Raw genomic sequence first — 21,778 nt, forward strand, 5'->3', positions numbered from 1 at the left:
ATGTTATCGGATTCAAGTTGTTCGTCACCCCAGCAGCAAAATCAAACATCGCAAGAACCGCCACGGCTCCAAACCAATAGCGGGAGATATCTTCGTCTTGGGGGGTTATTGGTCTTAGGGGGTTTTGTCGGCTCCCTGATTTGGGCGGGGTTGGCACCTTTGGATAAAGGTATTGCGGTCATGGGGCATATTGTCGTCGCGGAAAACCGCAAGTTGGTTCAATCGTTACAAGGAGGGCGTGTCCAGCAGTTGCATATAGCTGAGGGCGATGATGTCACGCAAGGTCAATTGCTTATCACACTGGATGATACTGCGGTGCGAAGTCATCGGGATAACCTACAGCATCAATATTTGAGCGCACTTGCTCAGGAGTCTCGCCTCACGGCTGAGCAGCATGAATTACCGAAAATTACCTTCCCTCCGGCATTGCTTCAACATCCAGCACACGCTTTAGTTGAGCGAAATACTGTGTTGCAGCAGCAGCTTTTCCAGCATCGCCGCCAAGCCCAACTGAGTGAAATTGCCCGGCTATCTGCACAAATTACACGTCACGAAAGTCGGCTGGACGGGTTACAAACAATGCGGGGACATAACCAGCACCAATTTGACTTATTCCAGCGGCAATTGCAGGGGATTCAATTATTGGCGAAGAATGGTCACGCCTCTCAAAGCCAACTGTTAGAAATGGAACGTCAGGCGATTTCACTGCGCGCCAATATAGAGAAAAACACCAGTGATATATTGGAGCTTCATAAGCAAATTAGTGAAATAGAACAGCATATTTTACAACGAGTTGAGCAGTATAAAAGCGAGAATCGCGAGCAACTGAGCAAAGCACAACAAACCACTCAGGAGTTAGAGCAGCGTTTGAGTGTTGCGGAATACGAATTAGATAACACGCGTATTCATGCGCCGGTCAGTGGCACAGTTATCGACCTTGTTCAACACACGGTTGGCGGTGTGGTCAGTACCGGGCAAACATTAATGGAGCTGGTTCCCAGTGGGCAGCCACTATTAGCTGAGGCGCAACTTCCCGTGTGGTTAATTGATAAGGTGATGGTTGGGCTACCGGTAGACCTGAATTTCTCTGCTTTTAATCAAAGCCATACTCCGCGTTTACAAGGTTCGGTATTACACATTGGTGCCGATCGTATACAGCGCCCGCATACTTTAGAGCCTTATTATCCTTTAACGGTCGCTATTGACACCTCACAGACTGAGCTGGAAATCCGGCCCGGTATGTCAGTCGATATTTTTATCCGAACGGGGGAAAGGTCGTTACTCAATTATTTGTTTAAACCGTTAACTGATCGCTTGCATGCCGCCTTTGCTGAAGAATGATGACTCCGAAGTAACTTATTAAAAATAAAGGAATATAGTGATTTAATTTATGGAGATTCGACCAAATAACGGGAGTTGGGTGTTTTGGGGGACAAGTGCCTTATTAACCAGCGGTATTCATATTTATCTGATATGGCTATTGAGCAATACCTTTATCCCCCCGACCTCCACAGAGGTTTCCCCAGTAGCAATGATGATCGCGGTGTCGGCGGAACCGGAGTTTGCCCAACATGTGGAGCAAGATTCGGCGGTCGGTATAACTCAAGATATCAACGAGCCGGTGACTGAGCCGTCGGAACATCAGCCCGAAGAAGTGGGTCATGTGCTGACCGCGCCTGAGCATTCAAATGCGGCGTTGCTTGTCGAAAGAGAAGTGGATGCGCCGCAAAAAGAGCTAAGTAAAGCAAAACGGCCACAACAGAAAGTGATGACACCACGCCAGCCGATTAGTGAGCAAACACCTGAAAACCATAGCAAACCCTCTGCGCCAGCAGTGGTTACCAGTACGTCTTTATCGGGGGAGAGTCAGCGAGTTGCAGCTGCCGCGAACAGTCATTCGTTGCATAATCAACAAAGTAAAATGAATTGGAAAAGCCGCTTACAAGGACATCTGGCGGGGTTTAAACGTTATCCGCCCCGCGCCCGAAAACAGCGCCAACAAGGAACTGTCATTATCCAGTTTGTGGTTAATAAAGAAGGATATGTGCTATCCACTAAACTGATTAAGAGCAGTGGAGTTGCTGCTTTAGATCAAGAAGCATTGGCCGTGATTAAACGCGCCCAACCTTTACCCCAGCCCCCTGTTGAGTTGTTAGCGAATGGGCCGGTTTCATTGACTCTGCCGGTGGGTTTTGATCTCAAAAATAGAAAGTGGTAAATAGCGCAATATTTTCGAGGTAACTCCGAGAAAGAGCGGATAAAAAACCGGGCATATGGCCCGGTTCAGACAGCAGATAAAGTCAAATGAAGGGGATCGCGCCGTTGGGGGCGATAAACCCCTGTTATCAAACTAAAAATCCTGACTTCGCTATTATTCGCCTGGGCAGCGCAGGCAACGTTCAGCCTCGTCAGTGCCCAGTTTCAATTTAGACTGCAAATCACGCAATGCTGTACGCAAGCCTTCTTCAATCACCGGGTGATAGAACGGCATATCCAACATCTGGTTGATGGTCATTTGCTGCTGATGCGCCCAAGCCAATAGATGAGCAATATGTTCGGCACTCGGCCCCATCATCTCGGCACCGAGAAAACGTCCGGTACCTTGCTCACCATAAACTCGCAAAATACCTTTATTTTTCAGCATGACACGTGAGCGGCCTTGATTCTCAAAAGAGACTTCGCCGATTTCAAAGCAACCACATGCACTAAACTTTTGTGATAATTCGCGGAAAGTTGAGCCTATCATCGCGATTTGTGGATCAGAAAACACCACGGAGATTGGGCTGCGGCGCAAACCCGGCACCACTTCCGGGAACCCTCCGGCATTCACTCCCGCAATACGAGCTTGGTCACTGGCCTCATGCAGTAATGGTAATTGGTTGCTGGCATCACCGGCAATAAAGATATGTGGCACGCTAGTCTGCATTGTCAGCCGGTCTGCTGGCGGAACACCACGGTCGTCAAGCTCCAGTGAGGTATTTTCCAAACCCAGCTTATCGACATTTGGGCGGCGGCCAGTGGCAGCTAAAACATAATCCACCATAATTTCTTGTGGTGAACCGGCTTCATCCAGATAGCGGATAAAGACTTTATCCCCTTCGCGCTGCATCACTTCCACTTTCACATCTGGATTGAGATAGAACTCTTCGCCCAGCGTTTTTGCTGCGTAATTGCGCACAATACTGTCTGTTAGTGGGCCGACACCGCCACCCACGCCAAACATTTTGACTTGAACACCGAGTCGATGCAGTGCCTGGCCAAGTTCCAGCCCAATAACACCAGGGCCGAAAACAGCAACCGATTTGGGCAAATCGTCCCAGTTGAATACGTCGTCGTTGACGATAAGTCGATCACCCAGCTCATTCCAGGCGGCAGGCCAGCTTGGACGAGAGCCAGTAGCAATCACAATGCGTTGTGCAACAATGCGAGTGTGATCATCCACTTGTAGTGTGTTGTCATCAATAAAACGGGCATAACCCTGAATTTTGTCATCTGCCGGAATGCTATCGACACCTTCCAAAACAAAACCCACAAAACGGTCACGCTCGCGTTTTACGCGATCCATGACTTCGCGGCCATTAATCAGAATGTCACCTTGTGGGTGAATACCAAAACCGGGGGCTTTTTCAATCTGATGTACAGCTTCGGCCGCCGCAATCAGTAGTTTGGATGGCATGCAACCGACACGGGCACAGGTAGTACCGTACTCGCCACCTTCAATCATCACCACATTGGGGGTCGACAGTTTGGCGGCGCGGTAAGCGCCAAGCCCAGCAGTACCGCCGCCAATAACAGCGACATCAACATTTAAGGTTTTCATGTCTGCTCCTAACAGAAAAAAAGGGTAGGCCGAAGCCTACCAAGTTACTTCACATTATCTTCATTCTATTAATATTATTAAGCAGATAAGAAATTCTCTAAATCATCACTGCCACCGATATGACGACCACCGATAAACACTTGTGGTACTGTCCCTCGGCCCGTGACAGCACGCAGACTGACGGTGGTTGCGTCTTTACCCAACACGATTTCTTCATACTGAATGCCACGTTCTTGCAGCATTTGTTTTGCTTTGGCGCAGAATGGGCAGCCCGGCTTGGTAAACACAGAAACAGATTCTTGTACTTTAAAATCAGGTGCCAGATATTTCAGCATGGTATCAGCATCAGACACTTCAAACGGGTCGCCCGGCTTGTTCGGCTCTACAAACATTTTCTCAACCACGCCATTACGTACCAGCATGGAGTAACGCCATGAACGCGGGCCAAAGCCTAAGTCAGCTTTCTCAACCAGCATGTCCATGCCTTTGGTGAATTCGCCGTTACCATCAGGGATAAAAGTAATATTTTCAGCATGTTGATCGGCTTTCCAAGCATTCATCACGAAAGTATCATTGACGGACACACACAGAATGCTATCAACACCATGCTGTTTAAACACACCGGCCAGTTCGTTATAACGCGGCAGATGGCTGGAAGAACAGGTCGGGGTAAAGGCACCCGGCAATGAAAATACGATTACAGTTTTATTGTTAAACAATTCATCGGTGGTTACATCAATCCACTGGTCGCCCTGACGGGTATGAAAAGTGACTTGTGGGATTTTTTTACCTTCTTGGTTAGTAAACATCTGTAACTCCTTAATTAAAAAATAAAATATTTAAATTTTTCTAGGTATCTCTTCGTTGGGACACATTATTCATTTTATCACTTGATAGTTCTAATCACTCGTTGCTATCTTATCTATCGTTAATGGCTATCATAAAGCGGAGCACCGATGAATATTCGTGATTTAGAATACCTAGTGGCGCTGGCTGAGTTCAGGCATTTCCGGCGTGCAGCCGACTCTTGTCATGTCAGTCAACCCACATTAAGTGGCCAGATTCGTAAATTGGAAGATGAACTGGGCGTGATGTTGTTAGAGCGCACCAGTCGTAAGGTGCTGTTTACTCAGGCAGGATTATTGCTGGTGGAGCAAGCCAGAACAGTATTGCGAGAAGTGAAAGTGCTCAAAGAAATGGCCAGTTTGCAGGGTGAAAGTATGTCTGGCCCGCTGCATATTGGGCTGATCCCGACTGTTGGGCCTTATTTGTTGCCGCAAATCATTCCTATGTTGCATCAAACATTCCCGAAACTGGAAATGTATCTGCACGAAGCGCAAACCCAAAACCTTCTGGCTCAGTTAGATAGCGGTAAACTCGATTGCGCCATTTTGGCATTAGTCAAAGAGACTGAGGCCTTTATTGAAGTTCCGCTGTTTGATGAGCCGATGCAACTGGCGATTTATGCCGATCACCCATGGGCAGATCGTGACAAAGTGCAGATGCATGAGCTGGCGGGCGAGAAACTGCTGATGCTGGAAGATGGTCACTGTTTGCGTGATCAGGCGATGGGCTTTTGCTTCCAGGCGGGTGCTGAAGAAGACACGCATTTCCGCGCCACCAGTTTGGAAACCTTGCGCAACATGGTCGCAGCGGGTAGTGGAATTACGCTATTGCCATCACTGGCAGTACCGAATGAAAGAAAGCGTGACGGTGTTTGTTATCTGGAATGCTATAAGCCAGTACCAAAACGCACCATTGCGTTAGTGTATCGCCCCGGCTCCCCATTGCGTGGCCGCTATGAGCAACTTGCCGAGGCAATACGTGAACACATGCAACCGCGCATGGATCCAGATGTTATCAACCAAAAACTAGAACAGGCGGTTTAATCCATTGAGTGCTGCCACTCGGTAGGCTTCCGCCATAGTTGGGTAGTTGAAGGTAGTATTAACGAAATATTCGATAGTATTGCCTTCTCCTTTTTGCTCCATGATGGCCTGCCCGATGTGGATAATTTCAGCCGCACGTTCACCAAAGCAATGAATACCGAGGATCTGCTTGGTTTCCCGATGGAACAGGATTTTTAAACTGCCGGTATCCATACCAACGATTTGCGCCCGCGCGAGATGTTTAAATTGCGCCCGACCGACCTCGTAGGGGACTTTCATCGCCGTCAGATCTTGTTCTGTTTTTCCCACCGAACTGATTTCCGGAATAGTATAAATTCCGGTTGGAATATCTTCGATCAGGTGAGTATTCGCTTCGCCTTTGATCATTGCCTGTGCTGCAATTCGCCCTTGGTCATAAGCCGCAGAGGCCAGACTTGGGTAGCCAATCACATCCCCAACTGCATACACATGGGAAAGTGCTGTCTGATACATGCTGTTGACCTTCAACAACCCACGGCTATCCGCTTCCAGCCCAATCTTCTCCAGGCCTAAACCACTGGTATTGCCGGTGCGCCCATTGGCATACAGCAAGCAATCCGCTTTGACCTTTTTGCCTGATTTTAGATGGACGATAACCCCGTCAGCGGTTCCCTCTATCTGCTCAAACTCTTCGTTATGACGGATAACCACGCCGTTATTCCAGAAATGGTAAGAGAGGGCATCTGACATTTCCTGATCGAGGAAAGCCAGCAGACGGTCACGGGTATTGATTAAATCAACTTTGACACTCAAACCACGGAAAATTGAAGCATATTCACAGCCAATAACGCCTGCGCCATAGATAATAACGTGTTGTGGTTCATGGCTGAGTTGTAAAATGGTATCACTGTCGTAAATACGTTCGTGGGTGAAATCAACGTTTGCTGGGCGATAAGGACGTGAGCCGGTCGCTATCACGATGTTGTCGGCCCGCAGTGTATCGTTGGTGCCATCGGCATAACGTACGTTGATGGTATTGGCATCGATGAAACTGGCATCACCGGAGAACATTTGGCAGTGATTGCGATCATAAAAGCCTTGGCGCATGCGGGTCTGCTGGTTAATAACACGATCTGCATGGTTTAAGATATCAGAGAAAGAAGAGCTGATAGTTCGGGCATTGTCGCTGTAAAGTGGGTTTTGATTGAACTCGATAATACGGCTAACGGCGTGGCGCAAAGCTTTGGAAGGGATGGTGCCCCAATGGGTGCAACCCCCGCCCACATTATTATACCGTTCAATCACGGCAACGCGGGCACCTTGTTTGACCAACCCCATAGCGGCGCCTTCACCGCCAGGACCCGAGCCAATGACAATGGCATCAAAATGGAAGTGCTGTTGCATGTAGGAGAGACCTATTATTATACAAAATTACAACGCTACATTAACATCATCCCAAGTATAACCCAATAAACAATGGGCAAATCGCCGTGATGTGTGCTGTAAAGCGGGAATTCCGTATTGTGATGATAAGTTTGTATAACGGTTGTTACTATAAAGTTTGGTATATTGCTGACTATATGTCTTAGATTGAGAAATTGGATATCCCTTGGGTACGATTATGGGCGTCAGAGCACAACAAAAAGAGCGGACTCGTCGTTCCCTTATCGAAGCGGCGTTCAGCCAACTGAGTGCTGAGCGGAGTTTTGCCAGCTTGAGTTTGCGGGAGGTCTCCCGTGAGGCGGGTATTGCACCGACTTCTTTTTATCGGCATTTCCGTGATGTAGATGAACTTGGGCTGACAATGGTCGACGAAAGCGGCCTGATGTTGCGCCAACTTATGCGGCAAGCTCGTCAGCGGATTGCCAAGGGCGGCAGTGTTATCCGCACCTCAGTATCTACATTTATGGAGTTTATCGGTAATAACCCTAATGCATTCCGCTTATTGCTACGGGAACGCTCCGGGACGTCCGCCGCATTCCGTGCGGCAGTTGCGCGTGAAATTCAGCATTTTATTGCTGAGCTGGCCGACTACCTTGAACTGGAAAACCACATGCCGCGCAGCTTCACTGAAGCTCAAGCTGAGGCCATGGTCACCATTGTCTTCAGTGCGGGTGCAGAAGCGCTGGACGTGGATATCGAACAACGGCGACAGTTAGAAGAACGGCTGGTTTTACAACTGCGAATGATCTCCAAGGGCGCTTATTATTGGTATCGTCGCGAGCAGGAAAAGCTTGCTGTGTCCCGCGCTTAATAAGGTAAAGAAAATGATGGAACACTCGTGCTCAGAAAAACGACCTCACCGTGAAACCGGCACCCTGTTGTTGGCTTTAATTACGGGTTTGGCAATAAATGGTTCATTTAACGCATTATTCAGCGGATTTGTTCCTTTTTCAGTCTTTCCGCTGCTGACATTAATCTTGGCGGTTTATTGTCTGCACCAGCGCTATCTCAATTTTGCGATGCCGCAAGGCCTGCCAGTGCTGGTTTGTGCGTGTTTCTTACTCGGCATTCTATTGTACAGCGCGATTGTGCGGGTTGAGCATCCGGCGATTGGTTCTAACTTTGTTCCTTCGATTCTAAGTGTGGTGTTGGTATTTTGGATTTTGTTCAAACTGAAAACGCGAAAATCGGCGCAGACAGATATGAATGCCGATGCCGACACAGAGACTGACAATCAGCAGCCGCAATAGCTTTTCCGTTCACTCATCGAACCCAATAGAAAGGGCAACATCGCGTTGCCCTTATTTTGTCCCGATTTCTGCTTGTCGTCAGTTTCGTTTTTCCAGTAAAACCCCACACTCCATATGATGGGTGTAAGGGAACTGATCAAATAGCGCTAACCGGCTGATTTTATGTGTGTGTTGTAACTGTTCAAGGTTGGCGCACAAGGTCTCTGGGTTACAGGAGATATAAAGGATGCGCGGGTAGGCCTGCACCAGCTTGACGGTTTCGTCATCCAGCCCACTGCGCGGCGGGTCGACAAAAATGGTCTCGCAGTTATAACCACTCAAATCAATGCCCTTCAGGCGCTTAAACTCACGCACACCTTGCATGGCCTGGGTAAATTCCTCCGCAGACATTCGGATAATTTGCACATTATCAATATGATTGGCCGCGATGTTGTATTGCGCCGCGGCGACTGACGGTTTGGCAATTTCAGTTGCCAATACCCGATCGAAATTGCGCGCCAGCGCCAGTGAGAAATTACCGTTGCCGCAGTACAGCTCTAATAAATCGCCGCTGGCATGTTGGGTGACATCAATCGCCCATTCCAACATATGGATATTCACCGCCGCATTAGGTTGGGTGAAGCTATTCTCAACCTGGCGGTAAATCATATCGCGCCCGGCGACGGGCAACACTTCGTCGATATAGTCGTGATCGAGCATGATTTTGGTTTTTGACGCCCGCCCAATCAGTTGAAAATCAAAACCTTGCTCGCGCAACTGATCACGTAATTCTTGCGCTTTATGCTGCCATTCTTCATCTATTTGACGGTGATATAGCAAGGACGCAATCAGTTTACCGCTAAGAGTCGATAAGTAATCAATCTGAAACAGTTTATACCGCAAGATTGGCTCAGCTCTGATGGCGGTCATCAGGGCACTCATCAGGCGATTGATTAGCAGATTAGCCACCGGGAATTGCTCGACTCGAATTCGCTGCTTAGTCTGTTGGTCAAACATGATGTGGTACAGGTCGTCTTCGTCGTGCCAAACGCGGAACTCGGCTCTCATGCGGTAATGTTGTGCAGGAGAACGGAATATTTCCGGAGCAGGGGCCTGAAACGGCGACATCATCGCCTGAAGACGGGCAGATTTTTCCGCCAATTGGTGGTCGTAGCTATCTGTCGGCAGGATGTCGGGCGTCATGATTCTTCTCGTCTGGCCATTATAAAAGAGGGTTACTGCTGCGGATTGTAGGGAAAGTGGGGGTGATGTCCAGTTTTGTTGTGTTTATTCTGCGTAACAACATTGGAAGTCTAGACATCTATTTTACTTGATCGTAGCATTGCGGTCCGGCCTCATGCTGTTACTTAAACACCTAAGAGTTAAAAGGGAATCCGGTGTAAATCCGGAGCTGACGCGCAGCGGTAAGGGGAAGTTACGGCGATAGGTTTCAATCAGACACTGTCCGCAAGACGGGAAGTCATCGCCCGCTCTGTTTTTCAGAGATCCCAAGCCCGAAGACCTGCCGGTATACGTCGCAATATTCGTGGCCGTCGCGTAATACCGGCCATGGCACTGCGGCATCCGCTATTTGTGTTTGGATGCTATTTCTAATGACAATTAAAAAATATACGCTGCTCACAGCCCTTTCTGTGACAGCATTTTCTGGATGGGCGCAGGACAACACCACAACCGCTAATAATAAAGATGAAATGATGGTTACCGCCAGCCGTTTCAAACAACCCGTTTCGACTGTATTAGCACCCGCCGATGTCGTCACACGTGATGATATTGACCGCTGGCAGGCAAAAAGCCTGAATGAAGTGATGCGGCGGTTACCAGGGGTGGATATTGCCCAAATGGGGGGATTAGGTCAGGGCTCTTCCATGTATATCCGGGGTACTGAAGCTCGCCATGTATTGATATTGATTGATGGCATTCCTCTGGCTCGTACTGGTATCGTCAATAGCGTTAATCTCAATCAAATACCTATTTCCTTAGTGCAGCGGGTTGAATATATCCGTGGGCCACGTTCTGCTGTGTATGGTTCTGGTGCAATTGGTGGCGTCATTAACGTGATTACACAGACAGACCAGGAAGGCGCGCAGATTAATGCCGGGATTGGTTCCAAAGGCTATCAGCAATATGATGGCAGTGTTCGCCAGCGCTTTGGCGATACCTTGGCCACGTTAGCGGGTGGGTATCAAACGAGCAATGGCTATAACATCAAACCTGATTCACCGAATCCAATCGATAATGATCGAGATGGTTTCCGTAATAAAAATTTCTGGGCAGGATTGGAGCACCAATTCAACCAAGAGATCTCTGGTTTTGTCAGAGGCTATGGCTATACCAATAATTCTGATTACGATATTGGCAACATTTCTTCTCCTGCTTACAGTGGCGATGAAGAGCGGTTATATAACCATACTTATGATGCGGGGCTACGTTATGCTTCGGGCGCTTATTCTTCCCAATTAGTGGGCAGTTATCAGAAATATAAAGACTATAACTTTAGCAGCCAATATGGCCGCTATGGTGTGGCTACCACGTTGGACAATATGGATCAGCGCAATGTGCAATGGGGTAACACTTACAGCTTTGAAAGTGGGACTCTGAGCGGGGGTCTTGACTGGCAACAGCAGCGCTTGACCTCATCTAACCAGACCATCTCTGATACTTATAAGCGGGATAACACCGGTTTGTACCTCAGCGGACAGCAGAAGTTTGATAACGTGACGCTTGAAGCTTCTGGCCGTGCAGATAAAGACGAGCAATTCGGTTGGCACGAAACATGGCAAACTGCGGCGGGCTGGGAGTTCATTCCTGACTATCGTGTGACGGTGTCTTACGGCACCGGTTTCTTAGCACCATCATTGGGTCAGCAATATGGTTCGCAGCGCTTCGACATCATCTCCAACAGTGACCTTAAGCCGGAAGAATCGCGCCAATGGGAAGCCGGTTTGGAAGGTATCACAGGGCCGGTTGACTGGCGCTTATCGGCTTATCACAACAAAATTGAAAATCTGATTGATTACTCCTTTGATAATTCAACATTCAAAGGACATTACTACAATGTCAATTCTGCGACGATAAAAGGAGTGGAATGGACGGGGAATCTGACTACCGGCATATTTACGCACGCGGTCACACTGCAATATATTGATCCGCGAAACGATGTAAATAACGAAGTGCTAGCCCGCCGCTCTAAGCAACAAGCCAAGTATCAGTTGGATTGGACCATGTTCAACTTAGACATGGACGTTTCTTATCAGTATTACGGCAAACGCTATGACAATAACACCTCTGCGTACAGTACAACGCAGCGCGAATTGTCGAGTTATAGCACAGTAGACGTTTCAGCTGGTTATCCGGTTACTTCTCATCTAACAGTTCGTGGTAGAATTGCTAACCTGTTTGATAAAGAATACGAAACGGCTTATGGCTATAAAACCGCTGGACGAGAGTATTACCTCACAGGAAGTTATAACTTCTAATAAGGCTGATACTGCTCTTCGCCCGACAGCGCTGATTTTTGATTCCGGTGTTGGCGGGCTATCTGTCTATCAGGAGATTCGGCAATTGCTGCCGGATCTCCACTATATATATGCTTTCGACAATGTCGCGTTCCCTTATGGCGAGAAGTCCGGCGAATTCATCGTTGAGCGCGTATTGGACATTGTCACTGCGGTACAGCAGCGCCATCCGCTGGCGATTGTAGTTATCGCCTGTAACACTGCCAGCACGGTTTGCCTTCCTGCATTACGCGAACGTTTTACCTTTCCTGTCGTCGGGGTTGTCCCGGCTATCAAACCTGCGGTGCGCTTAACCCGTAATGGCGTGGTCGGCCTATTGGCTACCCGGGGCACAGTTCATGCTTCTTATACTCGTGATTTGATCGAGCGCTTTGCGACAGACTGCAAAATTGAATTACTGGGTTCATCTGAGCTGGTGGAGTTGGCGGAAACCAAGTTGCATGGTGGTGTTGTTCCGAAAGAAGCATTAAAGAAAATCCTTCATCCGTGGCTCGCAATGCGTGAACCGCCAGATACCATCGTTTTAGGCTGTACCCATTTCCCTCTATTAACTGAAGAGTTAGCACAAGTGTTACCAGAAGGCACCCGAATGGTCGATTCCGGCGCTGCAATTGCTCGCCGTACCGCCTGGCTTATCTCTTCTCAAGAAAATGTGATTTCTTCTGATGAAGAAAACATCGCGTATTGCATGGCACTGAATGCGGATACTGACGCTTTATTGCCCGTTTTACAGGGATATGGTTTTCTAACGCTGGAAAAACTGCCAATTTAACGGCGTTTTGACTAAAGAATCAGCGGTTGAAAAGTTTTTTCAAATTAGGGGTTGCAGGCTGTCAGGAACTCCCTATAATGCGCCTCCACTGACCGGGAACAACGAAACATACTTCGCCGGGTCAGGAAGAGAAAAGATAGACTTTGACTTCGAAAGAAAACAAATAAACTCTTGACTCTTCAGCGGGAAAGCGTATTATCTGCCTCCCGCGTTACCGTAAGATTCGCCGCAAGGCAAACGGGTAACGAACGCTCTTTAACAATTTATCAGACAATCTGTGTGGGCACTCGCAAGACGATATCGAAGCCTGTTTCGACAGGCAAAGAAATATCAAAGTCTTGAAGAGTGACCAAAGCAGTACACATTTGAACCTCGGTTCGAATGCATATTTGCAGAAAGTAATCTTTGAGCATCGCTACTTTCATTAGTAGCAAATCAAACAAATCTTAAATTGAAGAGTTTGATCATGGCTCAGATTGAACGCTGGCGGCAGGCCTAACACATGCAAGTCGAGCGGCAGCGGGAAGTAGTTTACTACTTCGCCGGCGAGCGGCGGACGGGTGAGTAATGTCTGGGAAACTGCCTGATGGAGGGGGGATAACTACTGGAAACGGTAGCTAATACCGCATGACCTCGCAAGAGCAAAGTGGGGGACCTTAGGGCCTCACGCCATCGGATGTGCCCAGATGGGATTAGCTAGTAGGTGGGGTAACGGCTCACCTAGGCGACGATCCCTAGCTGGTCTGAGAGGATGACCAGCCACACTGGAACTGAGACACGGTCCAGACTCCTACGGGAGGCAGCAGTGGGGAATATTGCACAATGGGCGCAAGCCTGATGCAGCCATGCCGCGTGTGTGAAGAAGGCCTTCGGGTTGTAAAGCACTTTCAGCGAGGAGGAAGGCATTGTGGTTAATAACCGCAGTGATTGACGTTACTCGCAGAAGAAGCACCGGCTAACTCCGTGCCAGCAGCCGCGGTAATACGGAGGGTGCAAGCGTTAATCGGAATTACTGGGCGTAAAGCGCACGCAGGCGGTTTGTTAAGTCAGATGTGAAATCCCCGCGCTTAACGTGGGAACTGCATTTGAAACTGGCAAGCTAGAGTCTTGTAGAGGGGGGGTAGAATTCCAGGTGTAGCGGTGAAATGCGTAGAGATCTGGAGGAATACCGGTGGCGAAGGCGGCCCCCTGGACAAAGACTGACGCTCAGGTGCGAAAGCGTGGGGAGCAAACAGGATTAGATACCCTGGTAGTCCACGCTGTAAACGATGTCGACTTGGAGGTTGTGCCCTTGAGGCGTGGCTTCCGGAGCTAACGCGTTAAGTCGACCGCCTGGGGAGTACGGCCGCAAGGTTAAAACTCAAATGAATTGACGGGGGCCCGCACAAGCGGTGGAGCATGTGGTTTAATTCGATGCAACGCGAAGAACCTTACCTACTCTTGACATCCACAGAACTTAGCAGAGATGCTTCGGTGCCTTCGGGAACTGTGAGACAGGTGCTGCATGGCTGTCGTCAGCTCGTGTTGTGAAATGTTGGGTTAAGTCCCGCAACGAGCGCAACCCTTATCCTTTGTTGCCAGCACGTAATGGTGGGAACTCAAAGGAGACTGCCGGTGATAAACCGGAGGAAGGTGGGGATGACGTCAAGTCATCATGGCCCTTACGAGTAGGGCTACACACGTGCTACAATGGCAGATACAAAGTGAAGCGAACTCGCGAGAGCAAGCGGACCACATAAAGTCTGTCGTAGTCCGGATTGGAGTCTGCAACTCGACTCCATGAAGTCGGAATCGCTAGTAATCGTAGATCAGAATGCTACGGTGAATACGTTCCCGGGCCTTGTACACACCGCCCGTCACACCATGGGAGTGGGTTGCAAAAGAAGTAGGTAGCTTAACCTTCGGGAGGGCGCTTACCACTTTGTGATTCATGACTGGGGTGAAGTCGTAACAAGGTAACCGTAGGGGAACCTGCGGTTGGATCACCTCCTTACCTAACGATACGCATTGCGCAGTGTCCACACAGATTGTCTGATAGAAAGTAACGAGCAAATAAGGCCGGGCTGAGAAATTAGTCGGGCTTTAGTACCTTGTTGGGTCTGTAGCTCAGGTGGTTAGAGCGCACCCCTGATAAGGGTGAGGTCGGTGGTTCAAGTCCACTCAGACCCACCAACTCATCCCCATACTGCGTTACAGTCACACTCGTTTATAACAATAAACGTCGCGTATCTGTGCCTTGTCTGAAAATGAGTTGCAGCAATAAGGTGATTTGCTTTTTATATGGGGCTATAGCTCAGCTGGGAGAGCGCCTGCCTTGCACGCAGGAGGTCAGCGGTTCGATCCCGCTTAGCTCCACCATATAAAAAATTATTTCAAAACGTACTGCGGTCGTAAGACTCAGTGTGTTGTGAAATATTGCTCTTTAACAATCTGGAACAAGCTGAAAATTGAAACAATACAGCTGAAACTTATCTCTCCGTAGATTTACTGAGATAAGGATTAACCTGTATTAGAGTCTCTCAAATAATCGCAATACGACGATGTCTGTAAAGACACCTTCGGGTTGTGAGGTTAAGCGACTAAGCGTACACGGTGGATGCCTAGGCAGTCAGAGGCGATGAAGGGCGTGCTAATCTGCGAAAAGCGTCGGTAAGGTGATATGAACCGTTACAACCGACGATACCCGAATGGGGAAACCCAGTGCAATTCGTTGCACTATTGCATGGTGAATACATAGCCATGCAAGGCGAACCGGGGGAACTGAAACATCTAAGTACCCCGAGGAAAAGAAATCAACCGAGATTCCCCCAGTAGCGGCGAGCGAACGGGGGAGGAGCCCAGAGTCTGAATCAGTTTGTGTGTTAGTGGAAGCGTCTGGAAAGTCGCAGGGTACAGGGTGATACTCCCGTACACAAAAACACACTTGCTGTGAACTCGATGAGTAGGGCGGGACACGTGACATCCTGTCTGAATATGGGGGGGACCATCCTCCAAGGCTAAATACTCCTGACTGACCGATAGTGAACCAGTACCGTGAGGGAAAGGCGAAAAGAACCCCGGCGAGGGGGAGTGAAATAGAACCTGAAACCGTGTACGTACAAGCAGTGGGAGCACCTTCGTGGTGTGACTGCGTACCTTTTGTATAATGGGTCAGCGACTTATATTTTGTAGCAAGGTTAACCGAATAGGGGGAGCCGTAGGGAAACCGAGTCTTAACTGGGCGTCTAGTTGCAAGGTATAGACCCGAAACCCGGTGATCTAGCCATGGGCAGGTTGAAGGTTGGGTAACACTAACTGGAGGACCGAACCGACTAATGTTGAAAAATTAGCGGATGACTTGTGGCTGGGGGTGAAAGGCCAATCAAACCGGGAGATAGCTGGTTCTCCCCGAAAGCTATTTAGGTAGCGCCTCGTGAACTCATCTTCGGGGGTAGAGCACTGTTTCGGCTAGGGGGTCATCCCGACTTACCAAACCGATGCAAACTCCGAATACCGAAGAATGTTATCACGGGAGACACACGGCGGGTGCTAACGTCCGTCGTGAAGAGGGAAACAACCCAGACCGCCAGCTAAGGTCCCAAAGTCATGGTTAAGTGGGAAACGATGTGGGAAGGCATAGACAGCCAGGATGTTGGCTTAGAAGCAGCCATCATTTAAAGAAAGCGTAATAGCTCACTGGTCGAGTCGGCCTGCGCGGAAGATGTAACGGGGCTAAACCATGCACCGAAGCTGCGGCAGCGACACTTAGGTGTTGTTGGGTAGGGGAGCGTTCTGTAAGCCGTTGAAGGTGACCTGTGAGGGTTGCTGGAGGTATCAGAAGTGCGAATGCTGACATAAGTAACGATAATGCGGGTGAAAAGCCCGCACGCCGGAAGACCAAGGGTTCCTGTCCAACGTTAATCGGGGCAGGGTGAGTCGACCCCTAAGGCGAGGCTGAAAAGCGTAGTCGATGGGAAACAGGTTAATATTCCTGTACTTGGTGTTACTGCGAAGGGGGGGGACGGAGAAGGCTAGGCTAGCCGGGCGACGGTTGTCCCGGTTTAAGCATGTAGGCGGAGTGACTTGGTAAATCCGGTTGCTTATCAACGCTGAGGTGTGATGACGAGCCACTACGGTGGTGAAGTAGTTGATGCCAAGCTTCCAGGAAAAGCCTCTAAGCATCAGGTAACATTAAATCGTACCCCAAACCGACACAGGTGGTCAGGTAGAGAATACTCAGGCGCTTGAGAGAACTCGGGTGAAGGAACTAGGCAAAATGGTGCCGTAACTTCGGGAGAAGGCACGCTGGCATTAGGTAAAGAGACTTGCTCTCGGCGCCGAAGCCAGTCGCAGATACCAGCTGGCTGCAACTGTTTAATAAAAACACAGCACTGTGCAAACACGAAAGTGGACGTATACGGTGTGACGCCTGCCCGGTGCTGGAAGGTTAATTGATGGGGTCAGCCGCAAGGCGAAGCTCTTGATCGAAGCCCCAGTAAACGGCGGCCGTAACTATAACGGTCCTAAGGTAGCGAAATTCCTTGTCGGGTAAGTTCCGACCTGCACGAATGGCGTAATGATGGCCAGGCTGTCTCCACCCGAGACTCAGTGAAATTGAACTCGCTGTGAAGATGCAGTGTACCCGCGGCAAGACGGAAAGACCCCGTGAACCTTTACTATAGCTTGACACTGAACATTGAGCCTTGATGTGTAGGATAGGTGGGAGGCATCGAAGCGTGGACGCCAGTCTGCGTGGAGCCAACCTTGAAATACCACCCTTTAATGTTTGATGTTCTAACTCGGCCCCGTAATCCGGGGTGAGGACAGTGTCTGGTGGGTAGTTTGACTGGGGCGGTCTCCTCCCAAAGAGTAACGGAGGAGCACGAAGGTTAGCTAATCACGGTCGGACATCGTGAGGTTAGTGCAAAGGCATAAGCTAGCTTGACTGCGAGAGTGACGGCTCGAGCAGGTACGAAAGTAGGTCTTAGTGATCCGGTGGTTCTGAATGGAAGGGCCATCGCTCAACGGATAAAAGGTACTCCGGGGATAACAGGCTGATACCGCCCAAGAGTTCATATCGACGGCGGTGTTTGGCACCTCGATGTCGGCTCATCACATCCTGGGGCTGAAGTAGGTCCCAAGGGTATGGCTGTTCGCCATTTAAAGTGGTACGCGAGCTGGGTTTAGAACGTCGTGAGACAGTTCGGTCCCTATCTGCCGTGGGCGTTGGAAGATTGAGAGGGGCTGCTCCTAGTACGAGAGGACCGGAGTGGACGAATCACTGGTGTTCGGGTTGTCATGCCAATGGCATTGCCCGGTAGCTAAATTCGGAAGAGATAACCGCTGAAAGCATCTAAGCGGGAAACTTGCCTCGAGATGAGTCTTCCCTGGGGCTTTAAGCCCCCTGAAGGAACGTTAAAGACTATGACGTTGATAGGCTGGGTGTGTAAGTGCAGCGATGCATTGAGCTAACCAGTACTAATGATCCGTGAGGCTTAACCTTACAACACCGAAGGTGTTTTGTGTTTGAGAGAGATTTTCAGCGACGTTCCGAGATTGGGCTGGCTGGCTGTGTGTAGGATTACATAGCGGGTTAGTTTAGACAGAATTTGCCTGGCGGCCATAGCGCGGTGGTCCCACCTGATCCCATGCCGAACTCAGAAGTGAAACGCCGTAGCGCCGATGGTAGTGTGGGGTCTCCCCATGCGAGAGTAGGACACTGCCAGGCATCAAACACGAGTTATCAGAGTGACATCTGGTGACTGACAAAATCGCCAGATGCGGTTTTGCACAGCGAGGAGCGCTGGCCCTTTAAGGGTAGGTATCAGGATGATACACGTAAAAGAATCGGTGGAGCGGTAGTTCAGTTGGTTAGAATACCTGCCTGTCACGCAGGGGGTCGCGGGTTCGAGCCCCGTCCGTTCCGCCACTTATTTAAATTATGCCTGCTTATCTTAGCAGGCATAATGTTAAGCGTAATTTAGGGGCGTAGCTCAGTTGGTAGAGCACCGGTCTCCAAAACCGGGTGTCGCGAGTTCGAGTCTCTCCGCCCCTGCCATATAAACAACCCTTCGTGAAAACGAGGGGTTTTTTTATATTGGAAATACTCAATTAGTTCTTTTTTTATACCGATTTTTTTATTCCCTTTGTCTATTTCTCCCTTCTTTTTCTCCTCTAGCCCATATCTGTGTTCCACTTTTTCCCTTAGAAATTCCTTCTGATGTCACCTACTCATAATATGTGCTTTACGCAGTTAATATTTGTTATAGCAATATTTCTTATTAAATCACCCTGAAGATTTAGCAGGTAACGTTCCCAACGCATACCTATTTAGCTGAATTTATGTACAAAACGATTGTTATTCTACGGTGTGACGTTGCTCATTATTACTTTCACAAAATGTACTAAAACTAATTAACATTTTAGCTATCAGGAAGCTCACCTTAAAAAACATCATGTGCTTTTAGAACAACATTATCTGCAAATTGGCCGAATTTCAGGGCAATCAATGGCCTGAATGATCATGTTAACTGTTCTTCGGAATAGTAATGAGTCAGCGGCTCGACGATGGTAAGTGAGGAGATAAATATGTACAGGCGTTTACTGTTAGCAGCAGCTGTGACAGCAGCAATGTGTAGCACCGCCCAGGCAGCTCCACTGGTCGTGGGTTTTTCTCAAATTGGTTCAGAGTCCGGTTGGCGCTCTGCGGAGACTAAGGTTTCTAAACAAGAAGCGGAGAAACGCGGAATAACATTAAAAATCGCGGATGCTCAACAAAAACAAGAAAACCAAATCAAAGCGGTCAGATCGTTTATTGCTCAAGGTGTTGATGCCATTTTTATTGCTCCAGTAGTCGCAACTGGTTGGACGCCAGTATTACAGGAAGCTAAAGAAGCCAAAATTCCTGTATTCCTACTTGATCGTATGATTGAGGTGAATGATCCCTCTTTATACACAGCGGCAGTGGCTTCTGACAGTGTATATGAAGGTAAAGTTGCAGGGGAATGGCTGCTGAAAGATGTGGCAGGCAAGCCTTGTAACGTTGTTGAACTCCAAGGTACGGTTGGTTCCAGCGTAGCGATTAACCGTAAAAAAGGGTTTGCTGACGGCATAGCTTCAGCACCAAATGTGAAAATAATTCGCTCTCAGTCTGGGGATTTCACACGCAGTAAAGGCAAAGAAGTTATGGAGAGCTTCATTAAAGCAGAACAAAACGGTAAGAATATCTGTGCCGTCTATGCTCATAACGATGATATGGCAATTGGTGCCATTCAAGCCATTAAAGAAGCTGGTTTGAAGCCTGGTTCAGAAATTAAAATCGTTTCTATCGATGGTGTCCCAGATATTTTCAAAGCAATGAGTAGTGGTGAAGCAAACGCGACTGTTGAATTAACACCAAATATGGCCGGCCCAGCTTTTGATGCACTCATTGCGCTCAAGAAAGATGGTACCCAACCACCTAAGTTTATCCAGACAGAATCCCGCCTATTACAGCCTGATACGGCTAAACAGGAATATGAATCCAAGAAGAGCCTGGGTTATTGATTTTAAAGGCGGGGAAAACCCCGCCTGCTTTCGTCACCTGTATTTGGGCAATATCTGAGTCGTTTTTGAACGTGGGTACATCTGATGGAAACACTGCTAGAAGTCCGTGGCTTATCAGTTGAATTTCCTGGTGTTAAGGCATTAGATTCTGTGGATTTTTCTCTACATCGTGGCGAGGTTGTCGCTTTATTGGGGGAGAATGGTGCGGGAAAATCGACTTTAATCAAGGCATTAACTGGGGTCTATAAACGGGCCGCCGGTGAAGTTTATTTAGAGGGTGTCGCCATCTGTCCTATTGATACAGCTGATGCTCAAAAGATGGGGATTGGTACTGTTTATCAAGAAGTGAATTTACTGCCAAATATTTCTATTGCAGCAAATCTCTTTATTGGCCGAGAGCCATTACGTTGGGGATTAATCGATAATCGTACGATGAACCGAAAGGCGGAAAAATTACTGGAAGGCTATGGACTGGTGTTGGATGTTCAGCGGCCTTTGGCTGATTTCTCTATTGCAATACAGCAGATTGTTGCAATTGCACGGGCAGTTGATTTGTCAGCGAAAGTACTGATTTTGGATGAACCGACGGCGAGTTTGGATGCTAAAGAAGTCAGTATGTTACTGGATATTTTGCGACAGTTGCGGGACCAAGGTATTGGCATGGTTTTCGTGACTCATTTCCTTGATCAAGTCTATCGGATCAGTGACCGCATTACTGTTTTGCGTAACGGCAAGCTCGTCGGTACTAAAACCACAACGGAACTTCCTCGCATTGAATTGGTTCAGATGATGCTGGGTCATAGCTTTGATGAACAATTACTAAAACGTAGTGAACATAATATTGCGGTTAGTAACCCATTGGTTGAATTCAAAAACTATGGTCGGCGAGGGGTTGTGGAGAGCTTCGATTTATCTGTTTCTCCCGGTGAAATTGTTGGGCTAGCGGGGTTATTGGGGTCTGGTCGAACAGAAACGGCACAGTTAATTTTCGGCGTTACAACACCTGACACTGGTGAAGCTAAAATTCAGGGCAAGCCGGTGAAGATTAGAACACCACGTAAAGCATCAAAATACGGTTTTGGTTATTGCCCGGAAGACCGCAAAACCGATGGTATTGTGGGGGCTGCAACGGTACGAGAAAATATTATTTTAGCCCTTCAGGCCCAGCGTGGGTGGCTGAGACCTATATCTATGCGAGAACAGACTCAAATTGCTGAGGATTTTATCCAGCAGTTAGGTATCCGAACCCCTGGCCCTGAACAGCAAATTCAGTATCTCTCCGGTGGGAACCAGCAAAAAGTATTATTAGCCCGTTGGCTGGCCACAAAACCTCGATTTTTGATTTTAGATGAGCCAACCCGCGGTATTGATGTGGGAGCGCATGCTGAAATTATTCGGTTGATTGAGAAATTGTGTGACGAAGGTTTGGCGCTACTTATTATCTCTTCCGAATTAGAGGAATTGGCTGGTTATGCCGATCGCGTCATTGTCCTGCGAGATCGTAAGCATATTGCACAACTCGGTCACGATGAGATTTCTGTTCCTGCCATTATGCAGGCGATCGCGGTGCAATAAGGAGTTATCTC

General features: G+C 48.5%; 13 protein-coding genes, 4 tRNA genes, 3 rRNA genes and 1 riboswitch. Of the genes, 16 read left to right on the forward strand and 4 right to left on the reverse strand.

Translation table 11 applies throughout. The features are described 5' to 3' along the window. A complete protein-coding gene (locus tag F0T03_RS00610) occupies nucleotides 1-1,341 on the forward strand; it encodes an HlyD family type I secretion periplasmic adaptor subunit (RefSeq protein WP_159677037.1) in 1,341 nt (446 codons plus the stop codon). Nucleotides 1,342-1,390: 49 nt separating this feature from the next. After that, nucleotides 1,391-2,218, forward strand: a complete 828-nt coding sequence (locus tag F0T03_RS00615; RefSeq protein ID WP_159677038.1) for an energy transducer TonB — start codon at nucleotides 1,391-1,393, stop codon at nucleotides 2,216-2,218. Between the two features lie 153 nt (nucleotides 2,219-2,371). Here F0T03_RS00615 and F0T03_RS00620 read toward each other — a convergent pair whose 3' ends face one another. Both F0T03_RS00620 and F0T03_RS00625 read right to left on the reverse strand, forming a co-directional pair. Continuing rightward, nucleotides 2,372-3,820, reverse strand: coding sequence for a dihydrolipoyl dehydrogenase (locus tag F0T03_RS00620; RefSeq protein ID WP_159677039.1), 1,449 nt, complete (start codon nucleotides 3,818-3,820; stop codon nucleotides 2,372-2,374). A 77-nt stretch (nucleotides 3,821-3,897) separates the two neighbouring features. Next, the gene (locus F0T03_RS00625; RefSeq protein WP_159677040.1) at nucleotides 3,898-4,629 is read right to left on the reverse strand and encodes a glutathione peroxidase; all 732 of its coding nucleotides are present in this window, start codon (nucleotides 4,627-4,629) and stop codon (nucleotides 3,898-3,900) included. 147 nt (nucleotides 4,630-4,776) lie between these two features. Here F0T03_RS00625 and oxyR point away from each other — a divergent pair, with 147 nt between their 5' ends. After that, nucleotides 4,777-5,709, forward strand: coding sequence for a DNA-binding transcriptional regulator OxyR (oxyR, locus tag F0T03_RS00630; RefSeq protein ID WP_145553768.1), 933 nt, complete (start codon nucleotides 4,777-4,779; stop codon nucleotides 5,707-5,709). On the opposite strand, the gene sthA is transcribed toward oxyR, so the two are convergent. Beyond that, complete coding sequence (sthA, locus tag F0T03_RS00635; RefSeq protein WP_145553766.1) at nucleotides 5,692-7,092, reverse strand: Si-specific NAD(P)(+) transhydrogenase; 1,401 nt, start codon at nucleotides 7,090-7,092, stop codon at nucleotides 5,692-5,694. The two genes, oxyR and sthA, sit on opposite strands and share 18 nt — an antisense overlap. Nucleotides 7,093-7,309: 217 nt before the next feature. Between sthA and fabR the strand changes: the two genes are divergently transcribed. After that, complete coding sequence (gene fabR, locus F0T03_RS00640) at nucleotides 7,310-7,942, forward strand: HTH-type transcriptional repressor FabR (protein WP_004714448.1); 633 nt, start codon at nucleotides 7,310-7,312, stop codon at nucleotides 7,940-7,942. Nucleotides 7,943-7,955: 13 nt separating this feature from the next. Beyond that, nucleotides 7,956-8,381 carry a YijD family membrane protein gene (locus tag F0T03_RS00645; RefSeq protein WP_145553764.1) on the forward strand — a complete coding sequence of 142 codons (426 nt, stop codon included), beginning with the start codon at nucleotides 7,956-7,958 and terminating at the stop codon, nucleotides 8,379-8,381. Between the two features lie 78 nt (nucleotides 8,382-8,459). Here F0T03_RS00645 and trmA read toward each other — a convergent pair whose 3' ends face one another. Beyond that, the gene (gene trmA / locus F0T03_RS00650) at nucleotides 8,460-9,563 is read right to left on the reverse strand and encodes a tRNA (uridine(54)-C5)-methyltransferase TrmA (RefSeq protein WP_159677041.1); all 1,104 of its coding nucleotides are present in this window, start codon (nucleotides 9,561-9,563) and stop codon (nucleotides 8,460-8,462) included. A gap of 130 nt (nucleotides 9,564-9,693) precedes the next feature. Continuing rightward, nucleotides 9,694-9,904, forward strand: a riboswitch (cobalamin riboswitch). A 69-nt stretch (nucleotides 9,905-9,973) separates the two neighbouring features. Between trmA and btuB the strand changes: the two genes are divergently transcribed. The 11 genes from btuB to ytfR all read left to right on the forward strand — a co-directional run bounded on the left by btuB (nucleotide 9,974) and on the right by ytfR (nucleotide 21,767). After that, entirely contained in the window at nucleotides 9,974-11,857 is a 1,884-nt protein-coding gene (gene btuB / locus F0T03_RS00655) for a TonB-dependent vitamin B12 receptor BtuB (RefSeq protein WP_162526849.1), read from the forward strand. Next, the gene (murI, locus tag F0T03_RS00660) at nucleotides 11,802-12,668 is read left to right on the forward strand and encodes a glutamate racemase (protein ID WP_159677043.1); all 867 of its coding nucleotides are present in this window, start codon (nucleotides 11,802-11,804) and stop codon (nucleotides 12,666-12,668) included. The genes btuB and murI overlap by 56 nt, the downstream gene beginning before the upstream one ends. Nucleotides 12,669-13,116: 448 nt before the next feature. Then, nucleotides 13,117-14,661: ribosomal RNA gene (locus F0T03_RS00670) — 16S ribosomal RNA — on the forward strand. A gap of 102 nt (nucleotides 14,662-14,763) precedes the next feature. Further along, nucleotides 14,764-14,840: transfer RNA gene (locus F0T03_RS00675), tRNA-Ile, on the forward strand. A gap of 110 nt (nucleotides 14,841-14,950) precedes the next feature. Then, nucleotides 14,951-15,026, forward strand: a tRNA-Ala gene (locus F0T03_RS00680). A gap of 211 nt (nucleotides 15,027-15,237) precedes the next feature. Next, a 23S ribosomal RNA gene (locus F0T03_RS00685) occupies nucleotides 15,238-18,150 on the forward strand. Between the two features lie 109 nt (nucleotides 18,151-18,259). Beyond that, a 5S ribosomal RNA gene (gene rrf, locus F0T03_RS00690) occupies nucleotides 18,260-18,375 on the forward strand. Together the 16S, 23S and 5S rRNA genes with 4 tRNA genes alongside form the textbook arrangement of a ribosomal RNA operon. A 124-nt stretch (nucleotides 18,376-18,499) precedes the next feature. Next, nucleotides 18,500-18,576: transfer RNA gene (locus F0T03_RS00695), tRNA-Asp, on the forward strand. A 53-nt stretch (nucleotides 18,577-18,629) separates the two neighbouring features. Then, nucleotides 18,630-18,705 (forward strand) — tRNA-Trp (locus F0T03_RS00700). Nucleotides 18,706-19,235: 530 nt separating this feature from the next. Next, nucleotides 19,236-20,192, forward strand: a complete 957-nt coding sequence (gene ytfQ / locus F0T03_RS00705; RefSeq protein ID WP_145556027.1) for a galactofuranose ABC transporter, galactofuranose-binding protein YtfQ — start codon at nucleotides 19,236-19,238, stop codon at nucleotides 20,190-20,192. A gap of 84 nt (nucleotides 20,193-20,276) precedes the next feature. Continuing rightward, nucleotides 20,277-21,767 (forward strand): galactofuranose ABC transporter, ATP-binding protein YtfR, encoded by a 1,491-nt coding sequence (gene ytfR, locus F0T03_RS00710; RefSeq protein WP_145556028.1) that lies wholly within the window; start codon nucleotides 20,277-20,279, stop codon nucleotides 21,765-21,767. Nucleotides 21,768-21,778 lie beyond the last annotated feature (11 nt).

The sequence above is a fragment of the Yersinia canariae genome (genome assembly GCF_009831415.1).
Taxonomy (GTDB): domain Bacteria; phylum Pseudomonadota; class Gammaproteobacteria; order Enterobacterales; family Enterobacteriaceae; genus Yersinia; species Yersinia canariae.

Bases quoted from the DNA above. Each gene is read 5' to 3' on its own strand.
- F0T03_RS00610 (WP_159677037.1), top strand. From the start codon at position 1: ATGTTATCGGATTCAAGTTGTTCGTCACCCCAGCAGCAAAATCAAACA.
- F0T03_RS00615 (WP_159677038.1), top strand. From the start codon at position 1,391: ATGGAGATTCGACCAAATAACGGGAGTTGGGTGTTTTGGGGGACAAGT.
- F0T03_RS00620 (WP_159677039.1), bottom strand. From the start codon at position 3,820: ATGAAAACCTTAAATGTTGATGTCGCTGTTATTGGCGGCGGTACTGCT.
- F0T03_RS00625 (WP_159677040.1), bottom strand. From the start codon at position 4,629: ATGTTTACTAACCAAGAAGGTAAAAAAATCCCACAAGTCACTTTTCAT.
- oxyR (WP_145553768.1), top strand. From the start codon at position 4,777: ATGAATATTCGTGATTTAGAATACCTAGTGGCGCTGGCTGAGTTCAGG.
- sthA (WP_145553766.1), bottom strand. From the start codon at position 7,092: ATGCAACAGCACTTCCATTTTGATGCCATTGTCATTGGCTCGGGTCCT.
- fabR (WP_004714448.1), top strand. From the start codon at position 7,310: ATGGGCGTCAGAGCACAACAAAAAGAGCGGACTCGTCGTTCCCTTATC.
- F0T03_RS00645 (WP_145553764.1), top strand. From the start codon at position 7,956: ATGATGGAACACTCGTGCTCAGAAAAACGACCTCACCGTGAAACCGGC.
- trmA (WP_159677041.1), bottom strand. From the start codon at position 9,563: ATGACGCCCGACATCCTGCCGACAGATAGCTACGACCACCAATTGGCG.
- btuB (WP_162526849.1), top strand. From the start codon at position 9,974: ATGACAATTAAAAAATATACGCTGCTCACAGCCCTTTCTGTGACAGCA.
- murI (WP_159677043.1), top strand. From the start codon at position 11,802: ATGGCTATAAAACCGCTGGACGAGAGTATTACCTCACAGGAAGTTATA.
- ytfQ (WP_145556027.1), top strand. From the start codon at position 19,236: ATGTACAGGCGTTTACTGTTAGCAGCAGCTGTGACAGCAGCAATGTGT.
- ytfR (WP_145556028.1), top strand. From the start codon at position 20,277: ATGGAAACACTGCTAGAAGTCCGTGGCTTATCAGTTGAATTTCCTGGT.